A 22,404-nucleotide genomic window follows, 5' to 3' on the forward strand; every position below is an offset into this window, starting at 1 on the left:
CACGGGTCCGTGCGGGGCGAAGCGGGACCATGAAGTTGCACGTGACAACCAATTAGTTGCATGCAACAACTATCATCATGACCACCCCCCTCTTCCCTGAAGTCCTCCCCCTGCGGCACGCCGCGCGCAGCGTCGTACGCGAGCTCGGTTTTCTGCAGGACCGCTACGACGAGGCCGGGGTGAGTCATTCGGAGGCTCACGCCCTGATGGAGATCGAAGGCAAAGGCCCCGTCGGGGCCGTTTCGCAAGCCGATCTGAGTCAGGCGCTCGGCCTCGACAAATCCACCACCAGCCGCATCGTCGCGCGCCTCGTGGAAAAGGGGTGGGTGCGCGCGCCGAAGGACAAGCAGGACGCGCGCCGCAGCGTGCTGATACTCACGGCGGCGGGGCGCAAGCGCCTGGGCATCATCCATGGCCCGGCCAATTCACGCGTGCAGGAAGCACTGGCCATCCTCTCGGAGGAGGAACGCACCATCGTCCTCTCCGGAATGAACCTTTATGCACGCGCGCTACGGGCCACACGGCTGCAGGAGGAATTTCGCATTCGCCCGATTGCCCGAAAGGACAACGGGGCACTCGCGGAAATCATCGGCGCATGCCTCGCCGAGTTCAGCCCCGGAACCCGCGGGCTGGTCGACGAGGACCCGGAGTTTCACAGCCTGTACGAATTCTATCGCAGACCGCGCTCCGCCTATTTCGTCATCGAGCGCGAGCAGCGGGTGCTCGGCGGCGCCGGTGTCGCCCCTCTGAAGGGCGGCGACGCGCACACCTGCGAGTTCCAAAAGATGTACTTGCTGTCGGAGTGCCGAGGACACGGGCTCGGGCAACGTATGCTCGACATGTGCCTGCGCACGGCCAAAGAATTCGGCTACCGACGCGCCTACCTGGAAACACTCACGAACATGAGGCGCGCGCGCATACTTTATGAGAGAAATGGTTTCGTAACGACGCCCAAGCAGCTGGGCACCACGGGACACTATGGGTCAGAAGCTTGGTACGTGAAGGAACTTTGAAAACCATGATTCTTTATCATTTCGTCAATTCGCCCTTCGCCCGCCGTGTTCGATTTACCATGGTCCTCAAGGGTATTTCCGTCGAGCTGCGCGAGGCGCGCGCCACGCCGGAGAATCAGGAGGCCGTGCGCTGCCTCAACCCGGTGCACACGGTGCCGGTGCTCGTCGATGGCGATCGCGTGATCTCGGATTCGACGGCGATTTGTCATTACTTGGACCGCAAGTTCCCCGAGCCGCCGCTCTGGCCCGCGGGAATGGCCGGCGCGGACGCCTTCGAGTTCGTCGCGTTGACCGACAGCGTCATCGACACGCTGTCGGATCTGGGTATGCGCTACCACCCGCTGCACGAGCACCCGCAGTTTCCCGAGGTGCGCGACATGTTCATCGGCCGCGCGCAGCGCATGCTGGATCGGCTGGCCCAAATGGTCTCGACCCGCCCCGCGGGTGAACCCTTGTGCGGCCCCGCGTGGAGCGGTGCCGACATTGCGGTCTACACCTTGGTGATCTGGCTCGAAGGCTTGCCCCACCGCGCCGCCACCTTTCCACCGGCGAAGTGGGTCGTTGACTTGGGCTGGTCGCTTCCGCCAGCCCTTCGCACGTGGGCCGATCCCCACCGCTGGCGGGAGGATGTGCTAATCACGGGGTAACATGGCCAGAAGTAGCATCGTTCTTCCCATCGTCGGCGTTGCGGCCTTGGCGGCCGTATCGGTCCTCTGGTTTCGTTCGCGCGGTGAGAGTCAGGCGAGCGCGCCCATCGCGGGCGACGCACGCGACGGGCGGGCGATCTTCCTCGAGCGATGCGCCGTCTGCCACGGGCGGGAAGCCGAGGGCGCACAAGGTCCCGCCTTGCGCGGCGTGGTGGGCCGGAAAGCCGGCGCCGAAGCGCGCTATGGATACACGAAGGCGATGCGCGCCGCCGAGCTCACATGGGACGAGCCCACGTTGGACAAATTTCTCTCGGCGCCCGGCTTGCTCGTGCCCGGAAGCACGATGACCTTGGCGACGACGTCCGGCGCCGACCGCAAAGCGATCATCGCGTACCTTTCGAGCCTCGGCAGCCGTACCGAAACGGTTGCTTCCGCCCGCACCACGAATGCCGGCGGCTTCCGCAGCGACGCACCGGGCGTGCGCCGTCGCATCACGGTGGCGGATCTGCCCGCGCCCTTCGCCTCCGAGTCGGTTCGCAACCGAGCCAACGTGGTCGATCGGCCGCAGAGCGCCGAGCCGAAGCTCCCGCCGGGATTTCATGCGACGGTCTTCGCCAAAGGTCTCTCGCAGCCGCGCCTTCTGCGGGTTACCCCCAATGGAGATCTCTTCGTCGTGGAGAGCGATGCCAAACGGATTCAAGTGCTGCGCGCCGCGGCGGGCGCCGATGCGGCGGAGCGCGTGGAGACGTATGCCACCGGGTTCGACGACGCCTTCGGGCTCGCGTTCTATCCGCTCGGCCCCTCGCCCAAATGGGTCTACGTCGCCGAGGCCAATGCCGTAAAGCGCTTCGCGTACACCGAGGGAGACGTCACCGCACGCGGCGCCCCGGAGACCTTGATCGCGCAACTCTCGCCCACCAGCGCCGGACACACGATGCGCGACCTGGCCTTCTCCAACGACGGAAAGCGCATGTTCGTGGCTGTAGGCTCGTCCTCCAACGTGGCCGAGGACGTCGCGAAACGCACGCCGGAGGCCATCCGCGAACTGGAGGCGACGCATGGTCTCGGCGCCATGTGGGACTCGGAGGAATACCGCGCCGCCGTCCTCTCCTTCGATGCCGAGGGCAAGAACAAGCGCGTCTTCGCCACGGGCATTCGCAATTGCTCGGGCATGACGGTGCACCCGAAGACCAACGATGTGTGGTGCGCCACCAACGAGCGCGACAAGCTTGGCGACGATCTGGTCCCCGACTACGTCACCCGCGTCCGCGAGAACGCCTTCTACGGTTGGCCCTGGTACTACCTGGGCGATCACGAGGATCCGCGCCATGCTGGCGCGCGCAAGGATCTCGCCGGCAAGGTGGCCATGCCCGACGTGCTTCTACAGTCCCACTCGGCGCCGTTGCAGATCACGTTCTACGACGGCAAGATGTTCCCCACCGAGTACCAGGGGAGCGCTTTCGTAGCCCTCCACGGCTCCTGGAACCGCGACAGCCGCACCGGCTACAAAGTGGTGCGCATCCTCGTCAAAGACGGCGTCCCCACGGGCGAATACGAAGACTTCATGACCGGCTTCGTCGTGGACGACGCGTCCGTGTGGGCCCGCCCGGTGGGCGTCACCGTCGGCAACGATGGCGCCCTCTTCGTTGGCGACGACGCCAACGGCACCATCTGGCGCATCACCTACCGCGCGAACCCATGAGGGCTACAGAAGAAGATTCACAGGGAGTGGGGGAGGCGGGGAGGGAAACAACGCGAATCCCACCGAGTGCCAAGGCTTTTTTTGGTTTTCAGTTGGCTTCGTGAGTCAAGTAAAAAACCCAAACCAGCCTCGGTGCGCGGTGGGATTTGTGCCGTATCCCTCCCCGCCTTCCCCCCTTCCTGTTCAAATCTCACTTCTCCGTAATGGAGACGGCCTTCACGGCCTCGACGCCCACGGTCAGCGGATCTTGGCCGCCCATTTCGGCCATCGACACCATGGTCTTGCCGTCTTTCACGACCGCGCCCGCGAACACGATCACGCCGTCTTTCATGTACGCGCGGCCCACCGCGTCTTCGGGGTGCTGCAGGCCCTGCCAGCCGCCGGCCGTCATGTCCGTATCCATGTGATCGAGCACCTCGCGCGGGCTCGCCGTGGAAAGGTAGCCGCGCACACCGTAGGGAGTTCCCTCGACCGTGCCGGAGAGGATGCGGCGCGACTGGATGGGGCGCGGGAGCAGCGGATTGTCCGAGCCCGGCTCGAAGGTCTCCGTCGGCATCAGACGATCGATGCGGAAGTGGTCCTCGGTCCACATGGTCGTGATGCTCGTCACGCCCTTGTCAACGGCGGCGTACGCATAACGAAGTTTGCCCAGCGCGCTCAGGTCGTGCGTCTTGTTGAACTGCTGCAGACGGCCGAGCAGCGAGTCCGGCGTATCTTCCGATTTGATGAAGCAGAGGACCACGCCCTCGAGCTTCGTGGACGAACGAATCACGCCCATGTCGGGCACCGCCTGCGGCAGCATTTTGGCCGAGGCCATCGCCGCCTTGTCCCACGTCCCCACGACGCCGTTTTCGCGGCAATGGTTTTCGAACTTGTCCAGCACGGTATTCAAATCATCGGGGCTCGTTCCCAACCCCATCGAAATCGACTCGCCGTCGATATCGACCTTCGAATGCTGCTGAATCATATGGGCGAGCGGTGCCAGATTGCGACCCAGCTGCATACTGGTTTTGGCCATCTCGGCCCGCGCGGAGTGCACGGAGAACGCACTAAAAACGACCGCGAGTACCAGCACGTACCCGAACACGCGCAACGTGCCACCGGAGTAGCGGGCGCGCTTCGCATTGAAGTTGCTCTTGTTGCGCAAAGCCATCCACATCAGTGCCCACATGATCGGCTCCTAGAGTCCCACGGCGCCCTTGAGCGCGTTGAGTCCGGCTTTCAAGGCTTCCATGAGGAAGTCCGCACCCGTGGCAGGGCTGCAAAATACGTACGAGTTGGCCGTCACGTCCTTCGTCCAACCCAGCACGCTCAGCCCCGCGTTCGTCGCCGTCTTGCTGGCGCTTCCCGTCGTCGTGAAAATGCCTTGGCTGACCATTCCATTGAGCGGGCTTTTGCTGGCAGCCTCCCCCACCCCCTTCCCGCCGCCAACGTCGGGCTTGATCGGGAAGGCTTGGCCGCCGCCACACCCACCTTGGAGCGCCTGCGAGAAGGCGCCATTGCGGCTCGCCGCCATGGCCTCCTGCTTCGCGCTGTAGCCGGCGTAGAAGAAGGTCAGGAAGCCGAAGAAGCTGATGAGCACCGGCATGATCACCGCAGCTTCGACCATGGCCGCACCGCGGTTTCGAATCCGACGTGCGGTTTTCTTCCCCAGGCCCCGCTTGCGGGGCCGGTCCAGAGACGAGGCTTTCACGAGCGAATTCTCCATGGTCATCAGTGGTAGTTGTTGGCTTCGTCCAGAAACTCTTTGCCCGCGTTCTTGATCGCACCGCTGACCTTGGGAACCTGCTGGGTCGCGATATCGCTCGAGTCGTAGGCCTTGCGGCCCATGTTCTTGGCCTTGTCCACGACGGCATCGGGGACGCCGATTTTCTTCAATCCCTCGGCCATGCCGTCGAAGGCCAAGCCGACACCGTTGCTCACCGTGCTGTTTACGAGGTTCTCGAACAGAAGCTGGCCAGGGCTCTTGTACTTCATGAGCCGCGCCTTCCAGCCAATCGAGTAGAGAGCGTGCTCTTTGCCCACGCTGGTGGCGCCAATCGTCTGCCCGTTGCAATCGGCCTCGAAAAAGCGGCCTTTGCAATCGTAATAGAACTCGGCCTGCGCGTTGTACGAGTGCTCCTTCGCCGCGCCATCGCCTCCGCCCCACTGGGCTCGCGGGCCCCCCAGTTTGACCTTGCGCTCCCACTTGTCCTGGAAGTCGCCATTGGAGAAACCGTACACCTGCGTCTGCGGCGAGAGGTTGCCGCCGGCCATCTTTTTGGGCCCAGGCCAGTCCCACGGTGCCCCCTTGCAAGCCCTCTTCGCATAGAGCTCGCCGGCTCCGCCCAGCACGATGTCGATGGCCCATTTCACCGGGCTCGGGAGATGAAACAGATCGGCGATGATGTCCGGCACGAAGACGAACGCACGGATGCAAAGCGTGTCGTTCGGCTCGTACGCCACCGGCAGGCCGAGGCGAATCGTTCCCAGAACGCCGTTTCGCTCCTCCGCCTTGTCGGCGCGATCGCGTTCGGCCTGATCTTCGGCCGAAAGCGGCTCTTCTCCTTCGCGCTCCTTGGCCTTGTCCTTGCGGCTTTTCGATTTGTCGAAGGTAGCGGCCTTGCCCGTGGAGAATCCCGCACCGGGTATATTTTGCAATCCGAAGGCGGCAAACGGTCCGCTCTTCTCGAATCCTTGGTAGTGCGACGCCACTTGGGGAGCGATCATCAACGTGCCCACCCATGGGGTCGCCACGGCAATCACCGTCTGGGCCGTGGCAATCGTCGGCAGGGCCACCGTCAACACGCCCTTCACGGCCCCCTGGTTGGCGCGATCGACCGCCTCGCCCTCCGGGCTGAAGATGATCGACGCGATCATGGCGTCGGCCACGAGCTGGATGAGTAGGTAGATACTCACCAGCGCGAGCATGATGACGTTCAGCACCGCGATGAGATCCATCCCGCGCGCATCGACGGCCGCCACGGAGAAGGCCATCGCATCCGCAGCTTCTTGCCCGCGATCACGGAAGATGATGGCCTGGCCAATGCCGATCAAGAACCACAGCGAGGCCACGAGGGACAACGCCATGAACAGGCCCATGAGCATGATGGCGCCGCGCTGATCGTCCTTCAGCGACGGTTTTGCGATGCAGCGTTCACTCGCAAGCATGGTTGTACGAAGCTCCGTGATGCGGAAGGGTCACTCGAATCTCTTTCTGCAACTTGCCCCCATTGCAGACGATGTTCTTTCCCAGCGGCACTGTGCAGGTATATGCAAATCGCACCGTCGTCGGCAGCGGGCCTTGCGGGCCGGGGCCGTTGTACGAAGCCTCCACGCTCTGCACTTCGATCTTCGACGACCAGGGCCCCAACGCAGCCTTGGCGGCAGCCGTCGTGTCGGACGGGGGGCTACCCGGCATGCATTTGCCCGCCGTGACCGAGGCATAGCGCGCGGTCACCGTAGCCGCGTGGCGCATGACGATGCCGGCCGAGTAGGCAAAGCCTAGCTGCGTGAAGGAGAAGAACGCGAGCGCCATGGGCATGAAGGCGATCACGAACTCCACGGCGATGGCGCCTTGGGTGGCTCGGATAAGTCGTCGAGGGCTTCTCAACATGGTCTCCTCGGAAGTACATCCAGCACAATGCATGCCCAATAATCCGCGCAGATTCAGGCCGCGCGCGTGACGGGCTCATTCAATTGGTCAATGAACCATTCGACCTATGATCGCAAGCATGGAGATGACTTCCAATCACGCCAGGCACGATGAGCCGAGAAAACAAGCTCGAATCGAGCGTGCATGCTCACGTAGAGCGATGTCACCGTGAAGCTCGGGAGCATGGCTGTGTCGATGTCCAGGCCCCGTTACAGGTCAGGGGAAAATGGGCACCGGGCATGGATCATCGCGGTGGGAACGGTACACTCCATCGCGGATTTTTCCGCGCTGCGCAGCGCTGGAAGCGAGTTCGGGTATATGCGAACCGATTCGAGCACCGCAACGAAATCCGTATGCGCGGATCTCCCGAAGGCACGAATTTGGTCGCATATGCCCACCCGGATGTTCGGTATTTCGGCGTCGATTTGGCGCGACGTCCGGCGGGGATAAGAGGTAGTGCTCTCGCTGATCCCATATGTTAATTCGTATTCGATATCGTGATTTCCACAGGATACGCTCTCGATTCGAAGCTGCGCCCGCTTGAGTTAGGGTGCGATTTTCATAGAAAGGGTTCTTGTAACTTTTTCAGTCGCACTTAGACTCTATTCCGTGGCCGAAATACGCAGCTACCCCTTCGTTCGACACTTCCGGGCCGATGCGAGCTCGCACATCCTCTATTACCGCAGTGGACGATTGCGGGCGAGCGGGCGCGGTCTGTCGTTCTGGTTCTTGCCCCTTTCGTCGAGCATGGCCGAGGTGCCCGTCGATCAGCGTGAACAGGCATTTCTCTTCCACGGTCGCTCGGCGGATTTTCAGGACGTAACGGCCCAGGGCGCGCTGACGTACCGCATCGAGAACCCCGAGGCCGTGGCCGAGGCCGTCGACTTCACCATCGATCTGCGCCGCGGGGCGTACCTGCGCGATCCGCTGGAGAAGCTGTCGTCTACCTTGGCCAATCTCGCCCAGCGCCACGCCTGGGACTACATCGCCAGCACGCCGGTGCGGCAGGTGCTCGCGGAGGGCCAGGCGCAGATCCGCGAGCGCATCGAGCAGGCGCTGCTCGGCGATGCACGGCTGAAGGCGATGGGCGTCGCCGTGCTTTCCGTGGCCGTTCTCTCGGTGAAGCCAACGCCCGAGACGGAGCGCGCGATCGAGGCGCCGGTGCGCGAACGGATCCTGCAAGAAGCCGACGAAGCGGCGTTCGCACGGCGCGCGATGGCGGTGGAGAAGGAGCGCGCCATCCAGGAAAACGAGCTGCAGAACCGCATCGAGATCGCCAAGCGCAACGAGGCGCTCATCCTGCAAGAGGGCCAGAACGAGCGGCGCAAGGCGACCGAACGAACCGAGGCGGCGCGCATTTCGGCCGAGGGCGAAGCGGAACGCAGCCGCGTTCTGGGTCTCGCCCAAGCCGACAAACTTCGCGCGATCGAGGGTGCGAAGGTGGCGCTCGAGAAGGAGCGCATCGCCGTGTACGAACAGCTCGCACCGCAGATCGTGCTGGCGCTGGCCGCGCAGGAAGTGGCCGGAAAGCTGGAGCGCATCCACATCGAGCACCTCAATGTGAGCCCGGATTTGCTCGCGTCGATGATGACGAGCCTGGTGGGCGCGACCACGCGCAAGCTGGAAAGCAAGCGAGAGCCATGAGCAAGGTTCCGCGCGTGGTCGTGGTCACCCGGCCGACGGACTACGAGGCGCTCATCGCCCGGCATGGCACGCGCGAGCAGGCGCGCTTTTTCTCGAAGACGCGCGGCGTGTCGCTGGACGAGACCGAGGCGCGGCACCACCGCTTTCACGGCGCCGTCCAAACGCTGACGCAGGCGATCCCCACGGCGTGGCGACGCATCCGTCTGGGCCGCGCCGATCTGGCCCAATTCGTCTTCGAGCCCGACGACATTGTCGCGGCCGTGGGTCAAGATGGGCTGGTGGCCAATGTGGCAAAGTACCTCTCCGGGCAACTCGTGATCGGATTGAACCCCGATCCGGAGGTTTACCCGGGCGTGCTCGTGCGCCATCGGCCGGAGGAGGCCGCGTCGCTTTTGGCGGCGGCCGCATCGGACAACTGCACCGTTCAAACCCGAACGATGGTCGAGGCGCGCCTCCCCGACGGGCAACGGCTCCTTGCGCTGAACGAGATCTTCGTCGGCCATACCAGCCACCAATCCGCGCGCTATCGCCTGCATCGCGGCGAGCAGCAGGAGCGCCATTCCTCGTCGGGCCTCATCGTCTCGACCGGAACGGGCGCAACCGGCTGGGCGCTATCGATTCACCGCCAGCTTCGCACCGCCTGCGCCCTCCCCTCGCCCGAAGAGCCCAAGCTGGCCTTCTTCGTGCGCGAGCCCTGGCCCAGCATCGCCACGGGCACATCCCTCGCGAGTGGTCTGCTCGACGGCCGCGAAGGCTTGGACGTCGTCTCCGAAATGAACGAAGGCGGCACCCTGTTCGGCGACGGCATCGAACAAGACCGCATCGAGCTCCCCTGGGGAACCCACGTCACCCTCCGCGTCGCCCCCGAACGCCTCCGCGTCGCCTCGACGAAAGCCGCATGACCCTGCTCGAACTCCCGTTCCTCACGAAACTCCGCACCGCCCAGCGCATCCTCGTCAGCGGTGCTGGCGGCGGATTCGACGTCTTCGCCGGACTGCCGCTGTATTTCGCACTACGCGCCGTTGCCAAGGACGTCGTGCTGTCGAACTTGAGCTTTACCTACCTCGGAGGAACGGACGCGAGGTTCCTGACGCCGGCGCTGGCCAAGGTCACTGCGCTCACCGAGGGCGAAGAGCCCTATTTCCCCGAGCGGTACCTATGCCAATGGTTCGCGGCGCGCGGCGAGGCGCCGCCGATGTATTGCTTCGACAAGGTGGGGGTGGCACCACTCCGTGACGCGTATGCGCATATCGTCGCGGCGCATGGGATCGACGCCGTCGTGCTCATAGACGGAGGCACGGACATCCTCATGCGCGGAGACGAAGCGGGGCTCGGGACACCGCAAGAGGACATGACCAGCCTTGCAGCGGTGGCCGGGCTTTCGGTTCCACAGCGCATCGTGACGTGCCTCGGCTTTGGCATCGACGCTTTTCATGGCGTATGCCACGCGCAATTTCTGGAGAACGTGGCCGCCCTGGAGACGGTGGGCGGATATCTGGGGGCGCATGCACTCCAGTTGAGCATGCCCGAGGGGCAGCTTTTTCGGGAGGCCCTGGAATTCGTTCATGCGCGCATGCCCGAGCGCGTGAGCATCGTGAACACGAGCATCCTTTCCGCGCTCGAGGGGCATTTTGGCGATCATCATCGGACGAGGCGCACGCGGACGAGCAAGCTATTCATAAATCCGCTCATGACCTTGTATTGGCATTTCGACTTGATGGCGGTGGCCGAGCGTTCACTGTATCTACCCTCACTGGAGGGGACGCGGACGGTGTTCGAGGTGAATGCCATCATCGAGGCGTTTCGTCGTGGTGTGGTTCTGCGACCGCGGTCGAACATCCCGGTTTGAATGCACATGCTCCAGGCATTTACGGAGTGGGAAGCGTGGACGGGCTTTTGCGAAGAAGATGGGGCGCTCGGCGCAGGGTCACGGCCCAAAACGCCAGGGCCACTCCATTGATGGCCGCGCCGAGCATGCACACGGCCTCCCATCCGCCGCGCACATAAACCGCGGTCGAAACCACCGAACCGAGGGCACAACCGATCGAGTAGCAGATCATGTAGCCGGCGGTGATCCGGCTATGGGCATCGGCGGGGAGGGCACCGTAAAGCACGGTTTGGCTCGTCACGTGCGTCGATTGAAGGCCCAAGTCGAACACGACCACGCCCGCGGCGAGCGCCCACAAGGATTGCTTCATCATGCCGATGGGCAGCCACGAAACGAGCATTAGGAGCAGGCCCAGCGCCGTGACGGTGCGCTCGTGCCCGCGGTCGGCCCAGCCGCCGGCGCGCGCAGCCCCGAGGGCACCGGCCGCCCCGGCGAGCCCGAATGCGCCAATTTGGGTGTGCGAAAGCGAGAACGGCGGGGCGCTGAGCGGAAGAACCATCGGCGTCCAGAGAACGGTGACGGACGCAAACATCAGCAGGGCGATCGTGGCGCGAATGCGAAGGAGCGGCTCTTCGACGAAGAGCGTGAAGACGGAAGATACCAATTTGAAATAGGGCGTCGTTTCCCGTCCCGTGTCCTCTGCGGGCAAGACACGATGAAGCAGCGCCGCAATCACCAGGGTCAGCGCGGCCGAAACGAAATACACGGAGCGCCATCCCGCGAGATCAGCAAGGGCGCCGGCCACGGTACGCGCCAGCAAAATGCCCAGAACGATACCGCTCGTGATGACCCCCACCACGCGCCCGCGCTGCTCCGGCGCGGCCAACGTTGCGCCGAAGGCGACCAGCGTCTGCGTCACCACGGCGAGAAGGCCGACGAACGCCATGGCGCCGAGCAGCCATGGTGCCGTCAAGGCGGACCCCGCGGCGACGAGCGCCATGGCCGATAGAACCGATTGCCGGACAATCAGCTTGCGCCGATTCAATCGATCGCCAAGCGGTACGAGCAAAAGCAGTCCCAGCCCATATCCCACTTGCGTGACGGTGACCACGATGCCCACCGTCGCATGAGGAATGCCGAACCGTGCCGCCATGGCATCGAGCAGCGGCTGCGCAAAATAGACATTGGCCACTGCGAGACCGCAGGCGACGGAAAACAAAAGCGTGCCATAGCTCGACAACGCACCGTTTCGAGACCCCATGTTCGAATCCTTTGAGAAGACATTGGTTCTATGATAGAACCATCTGGACTTTAAGCGGCTCGACGCGAAAGGCAACCCCGAGAACGAGGACGCATGGTGAAAAGAACGAGTCTAGAAGGGGCATCGTGCCCGGTGGCGCGCTCGCTCGATGCCATCGGCGACTGGTGGTCCCTCTTGATCGTGCGCGACGCGCTGGAGGGCGTGCAGCGCTTCAGTGATTTTCAGCGGAGTCTGGGATTGTCCAAGGGCATCCTGGCCACCCGCCTACGCTCGTTGATCGAAGCCGGCATTCTCGAGCACGTGCCTTCCGAAGATGGGGGCGCGCACGGCCGCTACGTCCTCACGACGAAGGGCCGCGGTCTTTTTCATGTCATCGTGGCCCTGCGCCAATGGGGGGAGCAGTTCTCGTACGAGCCGCACGAGACGATTTCGGTCGCGCTTTTGGATGGCGCGACCGATCGCCCCGTGCGCCCCCTCGAGCTACGCTCCGACGACGGTCGCTTGCTCTCGGTGAACGACGTGAAGGTGGTCAAGCGACGCAAAACGTAACATCCGTTTCGCGGTGGAGGCCAATGCAGGATTACACTGGTATGACCATGACATGGCTCAGTCGCCATCTGCCAACGTGCCTCGGTCGCATCCATGTTCGGATCGCGGGACATGAGAACCATCCCGCCATGATGTTTTGGCCGAGCCTCTTGATGGACGGCACCATGTGGTCCTCCGTGGCGGCGCATTTCGAGAGCCGGTACCGCGTGGTGCTCGTAGACTCGCCGGGCCACGGTGAGAGCGACCCCTTGGTGCGAAAGTTCGCATTCGACGAGTGTGCGCGTTGCATCGCCGAGTTGCTCGACGGCTTGGAGATTGCGAAAACCATCTTCGTGGGCAACTCGTGGGGCGCCATGATTGGTGGCACCTTTGCTGCGCGGCATCCGAAAAGGGTCGTGGCCTCGGTGTTGATGAATGGGACGGCCTCCGAGGCAGGGCTTCGCCAGAAGCTCGAGTATTTTGCGCTGACGCGGATCGTCCGCGCGATGGGCGGCGTGCGTGGCCCGTTGATGAGGAGCGTGACGCGCGCGTTTCTCGGGCCCACCAGCTTGCGCGAAAAGCCCGAAGCGGTGCGGACCATCCGCGAGACGGTCGCACGCGCGCACGTGACGTCGTCGATCTTGGCGGTCGAGAGCGTCGTTTCGGCGCGGCCGGATCAGCACGCGCTGCTCGCGACGATCCGCTCGCCGGTGTACGTCGTGGCGGGCGAAGAGGATCCCACGTTTTCGCTGGCCGAGACGCAACGCATGGCCGCGGCCATCCCGGGTGCCGAGTTCCACGTGATGCCCCGCACCGGGCATCTCGCAGGGCTCGAGCGACCGACGGAGGTGGCCGCGCTCATCGACGGATTTCTCGCGCGGGTGCTCCCGTGATGCGCGCGCATCGCGCGCTCTTGGTGGGTGCGGTGGGCGCCCTGCTCACCGCGCTTTGGGCCTGCAGCGAGACGAAGTCGCCCGCCGCAGCCCCCGCGCCCAGCACGGCGCCTGCACCGAGCACGCCGACGTGCCCCGCGCAGAAGTTCGCGTTCACGCAAGAGCACGCGTGCGACAACGATGGCTCGGTGGAATTCTGCCTCGACGCAACGGACACGGCCGCGCGCGACGCGGTGCGTGGGCTCGCGCCCGATGCGCAGTTCCAACCCGGCAGCCGAGGGCGTGCCCGATGCAATCCCTCTCAGACGCTCACCTTGATTCCGCTGAACGAGCGCGACTGCCCGAGCCATCACGGCGCCGCCTCGAACGAGGCCTGGTCGCGCCTCTGCGCCCTGGCCGCACTGGGCCAAGTGAAGGAAATCGTGGCCACCTGGTACGAGTAGCCCTGCCAGCCTGGGCATTTTTGGGGGCGCGGGTGGACGCGGCAGGGCGTCGCCCGTAGAATCGGCGTTTTCTCGTTTTGTAGAGGTGCCCGTTGGCGTTGTTCGATTATGTGCTCCGTGGCGGGGGGCGGCAAACCCCCCGGACCGTGTTCGAGGGAGCCCTCAAGCCGATCATCGTGCTCGGTGCCGTGATCGCATTCCTAGTGTACTTGGTCGTGCACAAAGGCCCCAAGCCGGCACCGCGCGGCCCGACCGAGGTCAAGTTCTTCGCCCCATCGGCCACGACAGCGCCTCCGGCACCGCCAGCGCCATCGGGAAAATAGGAGACAGCGCGCCCGGCGCGACGATCCACACTTGATGCACGGCCCGGGTCAGTGCCACGTGCATCTTGCGGCGATGCTCGCCGTCGCTCGGGTACGTCCGCGCGTCGGCATCCGGCAGGATGACGTAGTCGAACTCCAGGCCTTTGACCTGCGCCACCTCGGTCACCTCGACCCCTGGCGCGAAGGCGAAGTCCCCATCGAGCACGAGGCGCGCCGGCAGCGAGCGCGCGAGCACCTCGTGCACCGCACGCGCCGACTTCGCATCCGCCGCGATGACCGCCACCCCCGCGTGAGGCTCACGCCGCGCGAGGCTCCGCAGGGCTTCGGAAATGAACACCGCCGCGTGCCCCTCGCCGGGCAGCACGGTGCGCAACACCGCAGGTCCCTCGCGTGCGGCAGCGGGCATGGGCCCCGCGGCCTCGTCGCCCAACACGGCATACGCGAGCTCCAAAATGGGGCGCGGGCATCGGTACGACGTCTCGAGGTGCGTCGCCGTGGAGTGCACGCCCAGCTCGGAAACGAGCGTATCCCAAGATGCGAACGCCTCCCCTTCGCCGAGCCGTTGCGCAGCATCGCCGGCCACCGTCGCACTACCGCCCGGCGCGAGCGCCCGCCCGAGCACGCGCAACTCGATGGGCGAAAGTCCCTGCGCTTCGTCGAGGACCAAATGCCGATAACGGCGGAGCGCCCCCGCCCGCGTCCCCGAGCGACCCGTCTTGCGAAAGAGCAATTCGAACAAGATGGCATAGTCTTCCGCGTCGATCGTTCCCGCCACCGCATCGGGCGTATCCTCGTCGAGCGAAAGGCCATCGAGCGTTTGCAAGCGCTCCGCGTCGACGTGCGCGAACCGAACCGCGCTGGGATCGTCGAGCTGGCGCCGCGTGTGCTCGACCGCCTGCTCGAGAACGGGCATGGCCAACTGCCCCTTGGCCGCACGCACCGCGTGCTCCAGCAGCGCGCGATCGCCCACCAACCGATGCAGGTCCGCTTGCACCCGTTCGAGGCGCCGGCGCGCCTCGCGAAAGGCATCCTTCAACAGCGGCTGCTTGGCCGGCGACGCCGCCCCGAGCACGGCCTTTTCCGCCTGCCGCAGTCGATGCTCGATCACGGGCTCTCGGTGCGCGTCGATGGCCTCGCGAATCGCGCCACGCCCCGCATGCAGTCGATCGATGCGCGAACCGATCCCGCGCACGATGTCCTCGACGAGCGCGTCGATGGCCGCGAAAATCCCCGGATGCCGTTTGAGCCGGCGCACCGCCGCCGGCGCGTCGGGCGACTCCTCCGGAATCCACGGGAACACGCGCCGCGCCTCCCCGCGGATCCATTCGTCGAAGGTCCGCACGTGGACCCGCTCGAGCCCGAGATCCGTCAGCATCCGCCGCGCGAGGTGCCGCAATCCCACCTCGGGCACGAGCACCAGCACCGCGGTGGGATCGAAGTCCGGCGTACGCTCCGCGATGGCCGCGATGCGATGGATGGCCACCGTGGTCTTGCCGCTGCCGGCGGCGCCGAGAACCAACAACGTCTCCTTGGGATCGCGCTCTAGGACGGCGCGCTGATCCGCATCGAGCAGCGCCGCGATGCCCTTCTCGCGCTGGGCGTGATCGATCTCGGCGGCCAGAGGCAGCCCCTCCACCCGGGAGAAATCAGGGACAAGCGCGCCGGGCTCGAAGTGCCACTCCCCGCGAACCCGGCGAAGGGCCCCGCCCTCCACGGTGATGGCCGCCGGCGCGCCCTTTTCGAACGCCACCAAATGCCGCGCCTCGAGAACCCCCTCCACGGTGCGACGGTCGACCTCGATCTCGTAGTCGTCGCCCGGCTCGCAGGTAAAAAAGGCTTCGGCGATGGGCGCGCGCCGAAAGTCGACGATGGTCACCGCACGCCCCGTGTCGACGTACGGCCGCGCGCCCAGGAGCACGTCCCGCACGTTTCCCGCGGTGCGAAGACGCATGTGCGCGAAATAAGGTGCCTGAAGATCGGGCAGTAGCTCCTCTTCCTGCGCCCTGCGCGCATCGGCCCGCGCCGCCGTCTCGTGCATCTGCGCGAGCAGCGCCATCCGGTCCTCCTCGCCGGCCTCGGCGTATTCGTCGCGCAAGCGCGCATACGCGAACCGGTCCTCCGTGCCGCCCGATCGAGACGGTGCCTTCTCGAGCACCGACGCGCGCACGGACGCGGCAAAAGCTTCGTGATCGCGGACGAGCTTCGACTCTGCGGCCGTGAGCGGCCGCGGTTGAACGTTGGGCATATCCCTCCTCCGGAGCGGGTAGATATGCGCAGCAGATGCCCTCTCTTCAAGGCATTGCAAAAAAGAGTTATTTGCGTATTATATTAGTGGGAAGTGGATCGCGCGTTTCGCGTGTAGCGGTGCTTCACCCCAACCGGGAACCACGAGGGATCCCCCGCCGGCGCCAACATCACCTCCGGGCGCTGCCGCTCCTTGGGGACGTAGTGGGCAAATTCGCTGCTTCGCAGCACCAGCGCACGCACCACCGAGGCGGCGATGGCCTCGATTTTATCGTCGCTCGCCGCCACGCCGGGTGCGAGTTCCACCACGAGGCGCAGGCGCCGATCGCGCTGGGCATCCTCCTCGGCCATGAGCACGAACTTGCCCGTCACCCACGTGTGAATCGGTGCCTCTTCGAGCGCCACGGTGACATTTTCGGGAAAGACATTGGCACCGAAAAAGGAAACCGTGAAATGCGAGCGGCCGAATACCCATACGAATGGCATTTCACGCACACCACGATCGCCCGATTCGAGCTCCGCCGGCAGCAGGAAGCCACGCGCCCGCGCAAACTCCATCATCGCGCCGAAGTCGGCAATGCCCCCCGTATCGGCAATGTGATAGCGCACCAGCGGAACGCCCCCATCCGCGGTGAAAAGCAAGGTGCCGTCGCGCTCTTCGAGATAGCGCGCCAGCGGATCGTACTGCGCGAGCGTCGGCAGGCGCGATTCGCCAAAGCGCTCGCGGGCCAAATCCGGATGCGCCGCAAAGAACCGGCGCAGCGCAATCGACAGCGGCGTCTCCGTGGCGAGCACCCCCGCATCCGCGGTGCCGTAGAGCGATGCCGAATCCTGCAGGATATTTCCCTGCCCGAGCCGCTCCGCGAGAAGCGTGCGCCACTCCTCGCTGACCACCTCGCCCGCGAGCACGAGCTTCACCTGCCAGGGGCGGAGGTCGATGCCACGCGCCCGTGCCGTGTCGACCACGTCCTTCAAAAAGGGCGGATAGCCCAAAAGGACGACTTGTTCGAACGACGGTGCCAGCGCCGCCACCACGCGCAAAATCTCGTCCTTGTTGTTGCCCGGCGTAATCACGGTGACCTTTTGGCCCTTCGCCGTGAGCGCGCGGCAGCCGCTGGTCGTGTACATCCCGCCCACCCACGTCCCCAGAGGAAAACAGATCACCGCGAGCGTCGTTCGTTCGTCCGCACGGAACGAATCGCGGAACACCTGCTCGAAGCGCTCCGCCACCAACGCCTCGTCCCGCGCCGTGCGCGGCCAGAACGTGGGCTCGCCCGTCGAGCCGGACGACACGGCAATCATCTCCGCCCGCGCGAGCGCTCCCTGCCGGCAACGCGCATCCAGCGGAAAACGACGGAAGTAGTTCTCCTTGGTCATCAGCGGCAGCGCACGAAACGCCGCCTCGTCACGCACCTGCTCGGCGGCAACGCCTTGCTCCGCGAGAAACGTGCGGTAGGCGGGCACCTGCGCCACCGTTTCGTGAAATACGCCCAGCGCACGCTCGAGGGGGCTCGCCATGGTTCCACGCAGCCTAGTGCGCGGACTGTCCCTAGTTCCAGGGCAGCATCATGGCCGATCGCTGGAGCGGCACGAGCGTCCACTTGGATTTTGAACAGGGAGATCGGGAGATCGGGAGGTTTTGGGGGTTCCAACGCGCAGCGTTCGGTTCAAAAAAAACCTCACTGCTCCCGATCTCCCGTTCTCCCTGTTCAAAATTCAATCGGGATTCGCCGCGCGCTTTGCGCGCCATGTCGGGAAAAACCGCACGTCCACGCGCAATAGTTTACGTAATTTTGCGCAAATTATTAATCGATCGATGCAATAATTCGATCTACCGTCGAGAAATGCGCCGGTACCTGACGTCGATGCTCCTCGTTCTTCTCGCGTGCGGTTCGGACTCGTCCAACTTCGGCAACGCGCCCACCGGCGGGAACGGCGTCGATGGAGGGGATGGCGGCGCGAACAACCCTGGAGGGGGCGTCGTCATCCCCGGCAACGACGGCGGCGGACTCCCGGATGGGGGCGGCGAGTGCAGCCACTCGCTGAAGGCCATCATCCGCGACTTCCGCCCGTGCGGGGCGGAGCCCAACGCCACGAGCTGCACCCAAGCCAACGGCCACCTCGACTTCGAGCATTACCGCGGCGACGGCGTCGCCAAGGGCATCGTGGGCCTCGGCTTGAACCCCGACGATCACACGCCCGTGTGGATCGCCCGCGGCCAGACGAACGAAGGACCCGCCACCACCGACGCCGCGCGTTTTCACGACTGGTACCACACCAAGCAGGGCGTCAACATCGAGCTGACGCGCCAGCTCGACTTGGTCGAGCAAGCGGGTGGCCACTACGTCTACGAGCGCACCGCGTTCTTTCCCATCGACGACGACAAGGCGCAGGGCACCACCACCGGATTCGGCAACGGCCCCAAGCCCCCGCCCCCGAACGAGAACATCGATCACAACTTCGAGTTCACCACCGAGGTGCGCCTCTCGTTCACCTACCGCGGCGGCGAGACCTTCGAGTTTTACGGCGATGACGATCTCTGGGTCTTCGTCGATGGGAAGCTCGCACTCGATCTCGGCGGGCCGCACCCGCCGGCGCGCGACCGCGTCAATATGGATGCGCGCGGCCTCACCGTCGGAAAGACGTACTCGATGGATCTCTTCCACGCGGAACGACACACTGAGAAGTCCACGTTCCGTGTCGACACGACGATCGAGTGCTTCAAGCCTCCCGTCCACTGACAACGATCGCGGACATCACGGCGCCGCGCGCCATAGCTGAAAAAAGACACTCACAGCGCGACGGGACTGCCTTGACACGCCGCCAACCGGTGGCATAAGTGCGCGCCCCCAACGGGTACGCGCTTGTAGTTTAATTCGATACGTTTCAAAGGCCGCGGACCGGTTGGTTGTTATCCTAAACACACCCAAGCGAATCGGTGGCATCAGATGACGAATGCAGCGCAGGTAGCCGAAGCCGAAACGGCGGCCCTCGTGGGCGAGCCGTTGACCATGGAGGCGTTCGACCGACTCTCCGGCGAATTGAGCGGCGTACGCTTCGTCAAAATCGTGGTCGACCGCCCGGCGGGTATCGCGCACTTCCTCGATAGCGCGCGCTGGCGATTCCACGTCGAATACGTCGCCAAGCTCCTCAACTTGCCGCGCGCGGAGCTCGAACGGACGCTCGATGCGGTGAACGCCAGCGTCTACAACGATCCCAATCGGCGCTTTTACCTGGCCATCCTTTCACGCCACGTGCGCCAGCCCGGCACGCCGTCGAAGACGCTGCATACGCCGCCGAGCAATGGCGCGGCGGAAGTCTTCTTCTCGTTGGAGACCACCGAAGCGGACACGATGGATGCGGAGATGCTCCGCTACCTCTACGCGTTCGTGCGGGAGAACGTCGATCCGAGCATCCCGGTGGTGATGAAGCCGGCGAATCACCTGCAGGAGGCATTCCTGCGGACCATTCCGACCGACGAGGTGCCGCGCGTGCTCGCGCACGAGTTGTTCTCGCAAGCGCGCTTCGTCCCGCTCAACCCGGGCATGGCGCGCGGCCGCCTGCGCATGTTCCGCACCGGCGCGGACTACCGCAACATGACGATGCCGCTCAAGTGGTCGGACATCGTCGTGATGGAGCGCGTGCCCGAGGATATTCCGCGCGTGTCGGGCATCATCAACGCCGCGCACATCACGCCACTCTCGCACGTGAACGTGCTCGCACACGGGTGGAAGATCCCCAATGCCATCGCATTGGACGCGTTCGAGATGATCGATCGCGAAAAGCTCGACGGCCAATGGGTCGAATACCGAATCGACCCGTCGAATGCGAATCTCAGTTTGCAGCGCATCGAGGCGCCGTCGCTGGCCGAGCTTCCGGCACCGCCACGGCAGCACGTGTGGATCGACGATCCCGAGACGGTGACGGGGAGCATCCTGAGCCTCGAGGAGCTGCGTGCGTCGGACCGTTACCTCTACGGCACCAAGGCGGCCAACCTCGGTGAGCTGCATCACCTGCTCGCCAATGGCTCGCACCGGCTGCTCGGTTTCTACCAGGTGCCGCGTCCCCCGCGGAGCGATCTTCTGGAGTACCTGGCGCGCCAGCTAGGGGTGATCAACGGCGACGGCCTCGCCAACGCCGCCCTGGCGATGCTGCGCAAGTACGTGCGCGTCCCGCGCGGCATTGCCCTGCCGTTTGCCGTTCAGCAGCGCTTCTTGCAGTCGTCCTGGCGCATCCAGCAGGTGGTCGGGAAACTCAAGGCGGTGTTGGAGCTCGGTGCCGACGCGCACATCGATCCGCTCTGTCTCGAGCTGCAGGACTTGATCCGCCGCACGCGCATGCCGGCGGAGATGCGCCACAGCATCGATGCAGCCATCGTTCATCACCTCGCGGGCGCCGAGAGGTTCGTGGTGCGCAGTTCGTCGAACGCGGAAGATCTCGCGGGCTTCTCCGCCGCGGGCATCTACGAATCGGTGACCCGCGTGAGCGGGGTGGAAACGATTTTGCGCAGCATCCAGGAAGTGTGGGCGTCGCTCGTGTCGCCGCGGAGCGTGCGCCTGCGCCAGCAGGCGGGCATCTCGCTCGATGCGGTGTACATGGGCGTCGTCATCCAGCAAGAAGTGGCGTCCAAGTTGGGCGGCGTGATGGTGACGACCAACCCGACAAGCGCGGCGGATTTCCGCCACGTGTACATCAACGCATCCCGCCGCGGCTCGGTGAGCTCCATCGTGTCGGGCGATGCGTCACCGCTGCAATACCTCTACAACACGATGGAGGGCGGCGGACGCACCGTCTCGTTGGGCGATTCCGATGCCGATCTCGACGACACCGACAAAGCGCTGCTCGGTCGATTGGCCCTCGTGGGCCGGCTTTTGCAATCGCACTTTGCCGCCAATTACACCTTCGCCGATCCCATCGACGTAGAATGGTTGGCGGGGAATGACGAATTGCAGATTCTGCAAGTCCGCCCCTATTCACATTAGAGCAAACCACCCCATCGACTCTGACGTTCATGTCGACTCAGCCAAGTTCTACCGCGATCCCCGCCGGCGTACGGCGGGTGGTCGCGTTGAGTAATGCGTTTCAACTCCTCTTCGGGCTTCTGTTCTGGCTTCCCGTTTTTTATGTCTATCAGCGCCAATCGGGCCTGAGCGATCCGCAGATCTTCGGGATTCAGAGCATTTATTACGTGGTGTTTTGCCTCTTGGAGGTACCCACCGGCCTGTTTGCGGATCGATTCGATTACCGCCGCTCGGTGCGGGCGGGCGCCGTGGTGTTGGCGGTGGCCAACCTGACACCGGTATTTGCCGCGAATTATACCGGCTTTTTGGTTCACTTCGTGCTCATCGCCCTGGCGCGTTCGTTGGTGTCGGGGGCCTTTAGTGCGTACCTCTATGATTACTTGTCGGCCGAGGGCGCGCGCGATGCCTACCGCGCCGCGGAGGGGCGAGGACGCGCCTACAGCTTGGTAGGAAGGGTCGCCTGTCTACCGGTCGCGGGTCTGCTCATGTCCTGGCTGCCCGCGGCACCGTATTGGCTCTCGTCGGCAAGTGCCGTGGCGGCGACCGTGATTGCCTTTCGGCTGCCGCCCATCGGGGGTTCGGGTCAAAAGGCCAAGACGCCACTGCCTTTCGTGACGTTGATCGGTACGGCGTTCAAATACCTTCGAGCAACGCCGCAGCTGTTGATGCTGATGGTCCAGGGCGTCGCCGTCTTCACCCTGGTGCGCATCGTCCAAGTGAATCTGTTCCAGCCGATTCTCACCTCGAAGGAACTGCCGCTGCCCACGTTTGGATTGATCATGGCCGGCACGACGGTCTGCGAAATTGCGGGGGCATTCCGCAGCGGCTGGATCAAGCGGTGGATGAGCAATCAAAACGCCGTGTTCGTACTCACCTTGACGATGGCCGGTGCGCTGGCAGCCTTGGTTCCCATGGGCGTCGCAGGAACCATCGCGGCCTTGAGTGTGTTCTCCTTGGCGAGCGGCCTGTCGTTTCCGATTCAGCGGCAACTGCTCAACGAGGCCATCGTCAATTCGGATGCGCGCGCCACGCTGCTGTCGATCGAGTCGATCATCGACCGAGCGGTATGTGCCGTGGTGGCCGTCCTATTGGGAGATTATTTGGCACGCGGCGCGTTGCACGCCTTCCTGGCGCAGACGGCCGCGGCCACCGCAGGGCTCATGGCATTGCTCTTCGTAGCCCTGCGCTTTTTCCGTAAAGTACAGACTCATAAGTAGCCGAAT

The 22,404-nt window shown here is 64.5% G+C and carries 19 protein-coding genes; 12 read left to right on the plus strand and 7 right to left on the minus strand.

Features of this window, described 5'->3' with window-relative positions:
• Nucleotides 1-77 precede the first annotated feature (77 nt).
• The 3 genes from LVJ94_39790 to LVJ94_39800 are packed head-to-tail and all read left to right on the plus strand — an operon-like array spanning nucleotide 78 to nucleotide 3,362.
• On the plus strand, nucleotides 78-1,013 hold the full coding sequence (locus tag LVJ94_39790) for a helix-turn-helix domain-containing GNAT family N-acetyltransferase (GenBank protein ID WXB03037.1): 936 nt from the start codon (nucleotides 78-80) through the stop codon (nucleotides 1,011-1,013).
• A 5-nt stretch (nucleotides 1,014-1,018) separates the two neighbouring features.
• Entirely contained in the window at nucleotides 1,019-1,660 is a 642-nt protein-coding gene (locus LVJ94_39795; GenBank protein WXB03038.1) for a glutathione S-transferase family protein, read from the plus strand.
• A 1-nt stretch (nucleotide 1,661) separates the two neighbouring features.
• The gene (locus LVJ94_39800) at nucleotides 1,662-3,362 is read left to right on the plus strand and encodes a PQQ-dependent sugar dehydrogenase (protein ID WXB03039.1); all 1,701 of its coding nucleotides are present in this window, start codon (nucleotides 1,662-1,664) and stop codon (nucleotides 3,360-3,362) included.
• A gap of 190 nt (nucleotides 3,363-3,552) precedes the next feature.
• Here the strand turns inward: LVJ94_39800 and LVJ94_39805 are convergent, their stop codons facing one another.
• From LVJ94_39805 to LVJ94_39820, 4 genes are read right to left on the minus strand one after another with little or no spacing between them, the layout of a single operon-like run.
• Entirely contained in the window at nucleotides 3,553-4,533 is a 981-nt protein-coding gene (locus LVJ94_39805; GenBank protein ID WXB03040.1) for a hypothetical protein, read from the minus strand.
• A gap of 9 nt (nucleotides 4,534-4,542) precedes the next feature.
• Nucleotides 4,543-5,070, minus strand: coding sequence for a pilus assembly protein (locus LVJ94_39810; protein ID WXB03041.1), 528 nt, complete (start codon nucleotides 5,068-5,070; stop codon nucleotides 4,543-4,545).
• A gap of 5 nt (nucleotides 5,071-5,075) precedes the next feature.
• Nucleotides 5,076-6,512 (minus strand): hypothetical protein, encoded by a 1,437-nt coding sequence (locus LVJ94_39815; protein ID WXB03042.1) that lies wholly within the window; start codon nucleotides 6,510-6,512, stop codon nucleotides 5,076-5,078.
• Nucleotides 6,499-6,957 carry a pilus assembly protein gene (locus tag LVJ94_39820; GenBank protein ID WXB03043.1) on the minus strand — a complete coding sequence of 153 codons (459 nt, stop codon included), beginning with the start codon at nucleotides 6,955-6,957 and terminating at the stop codon, nucleotides 6,499-6,501. Before LVJ94_39820 ends, LVJ94_39815 begins: the two co-directional genes overlap by 14 nt.
• 648 nt (nucleotides 6,958-7,605) lie before the next feature.
• Here LVJ94_39820 and LVJ94_39825 point away from each other — a divergent pair.
• From LVJ94_39825 to LVJ94_39835, 3 genes are read left to right on the plus strand one after another with little or no spacing between them, the layout of a single operon-like run.
• Nucleotides 7,606-8,640 carry a band 7 protein gene (locus LVJ94_39825; protein WXB03044.1) on the plus strand — a complete coding sequence of 345 codons (1,035 nt, stop codon included), beginning with the start codon at nucleotides 7,606-7,608 and terminating at the stop codon, nucleotides 8,638-8,640.
• On the plus strand, nucleotides 8,637-9,542 hold the full coding sequence (locus LVJ94_39830; protein WXB03045.1) for a hypothetical protein: 906 nt from the start codon (nucleotides 8,637-8,639) through the stop codon (nucleotides 9,540-9,542). Before LVJ94_39825 ends, LVJ94_39830 begins: the two co-directional genes overlap by 4 nt.
• On the plus strand, nucleotides 9,539-10,489 hold the full coding sequence (locus tag LVJ94_39835; protein ID WXB03046.1) for a DUF1152 domain-containing protein: 951 nt from the start codon (nucleotides 9,539-9,541) through the stop codon (nucleotides 10,487-10,489). The genes LVJ94_39830 and LVJ94_39835 overlap by 4 nt, the downstream gene beginning before the upstream one ends.
• Before the next feature lie 19 nt (nucleotides 10,490-10,508).
• Here LVJ94_39835 and LVJ94_39840 read toward each other — a convergent pair whose 3' ends face one another.
• Nucleotides 10,509-11,729, minus strand: coding sequence for an MFS transporter (locus LVJ94_39840; protein ID WXB03047.1), 1,221 nt, complete (start codon nucleotides 11,727-11,729; stop codon nucleotides 10,509-10,511).
• A gap of 93 nt (nucleotides 11,730-11,822) precedes the next feature.
• On the opposite strand from LVJ94_39840, the gene LVJ94_39845 reads away from it, so the two are divergent.
• The 3 genes from LVJ94_39845 (at nucleotide 11,823) to LVJ94_39855 (ending at nucleotide 13,593) form a co-directional block, all read left to right on the plus strand.
• Entirely contained in the window at nucleotides 11,823-12,278 is a 456-nt protein-coding gene (locus LVJ94_39845; protein ID WXB03048.1) for a helix-turn-helix transcriptional regulator, read from the plus strand.
• Nucleotides 12,279-12,406: 128 nt separating this feature from the next.
• Nucleotides 12,407-13,150, plus strand: a complete 744-nt coding sequence (locus tag LVJ94_39850; protein ID WXB03049.1) for an alpha/beta hydrolase — start codon at nucleotides 12,407-12,409, stop codon at nucleotides 13,148-13,150.
• The gene (locus LVJ94_39855; protein WXB03050.1) at nucleotides 13,147-13,593 is read left to right on the plus strand and encodes a hypothetical protein; all 447 of its coding nucleotides are present in this window, start codon (nucleotides 13,147-13,149) and stop codon (nucleotides 13,591-13,593) included. The genes LVJ94_39850 and LVJ94_39855 overlap by 4 nt, the downstream gene beginning before the upstream one ends.
• 258 nt (nucleotides 13,594-13,851) lie before the next feature.
• Here the strand turns inward: LVJ94_39855 and LVJ94_39860 are convergent, their stop codons facing one another.
• Together LVJ94_39860 and LVJ94_39865 are read right to left on the minus strand one after the other, a co-directional pair.
• Nucleotides 13,852-16,161 carry an ATP-binding domain-containing protein gene (locus LVJ94_39860; GenBank protein WXB03051.1) on the minus strand — a complete coding sequence of 770 codons (2,310 nt, stop codon included), beginning with the start codon at nucleotides 16,159-16,161 and terminating at the stop codon, nucleotides 13,852-13,854.
• Nucleotides 16,162-16,244: 83 nt separating this feature from the next.
• Nucleotides 16,245-17,678, minus strand: coding sequence for a phenylacetate--CoA ligase family protein (locus tag LVJ94_39865; protein ID WXB03052.1), 1,434 nt, complete (start codon nucleotides 17,676-17,678; stop codon nucleotides 16,245-16,247).
• Nucleotides 17,679-18,004: 326 nt separating this feature from the next.
• Here LVJ94_39865 and LVJ94_39870 point away from each other — a divergent pair, with 326 nt between their 5' ends.
• The 3 genes from LVJ94_39870 to LVJ94_39880 all read left to right on the plus strand — a co-directional run bounded on the left by LVJ94_39870 (nucleotide 18,005) and on the right by LVJ94_39880 (nucleotide 22,398).
• Nucleotides 18,005-18,901, plus strand: coding sequence for a fibro-slime domain-containing protein (locus tag LVJ94_39870; GenBank protein ID WXB03053.1), 897 nt, complete (start codon nucleotides 18,005-18,007; stop codon nucleotides 18,899-18,901).
• 207 nt (nucleotides 18,902-19,108) lie between these two features.
• Nucleotides 19,109-21,142, plus strand: a complete 2,034-nt coding sequence (locus LVJ94_39875) for a hypothetical protein (GenBank protein ID WXB03054.1) — start codon at nucleotides 19,109-19,111, stop codon at nucleotides 21,140-21,142.
• Between the two features lie 86 nt (nucleotides 21,143-21,228).
• A complete protein-coding gene (locus tag LVJ94_39880; GenBank protein WXB03055.1) occupies nucleotides 21,229-22,398 on the plus strand; it encodes an MFS transporter in 1,170 nt (389 codons plus the stop codon).
• Nucleotides 22,399-22,404 lie beyond the last annotated feature (6 nt).

This window comes from Sorangiineae bacterium MSr11367 (genome assembly GCA_037157805.1).
GTDB lineage: Bacteria > Myxococcota_A > Polyangia > Polyangiales > Polyangiaceae > Pendulispora > Pendulispora rubella.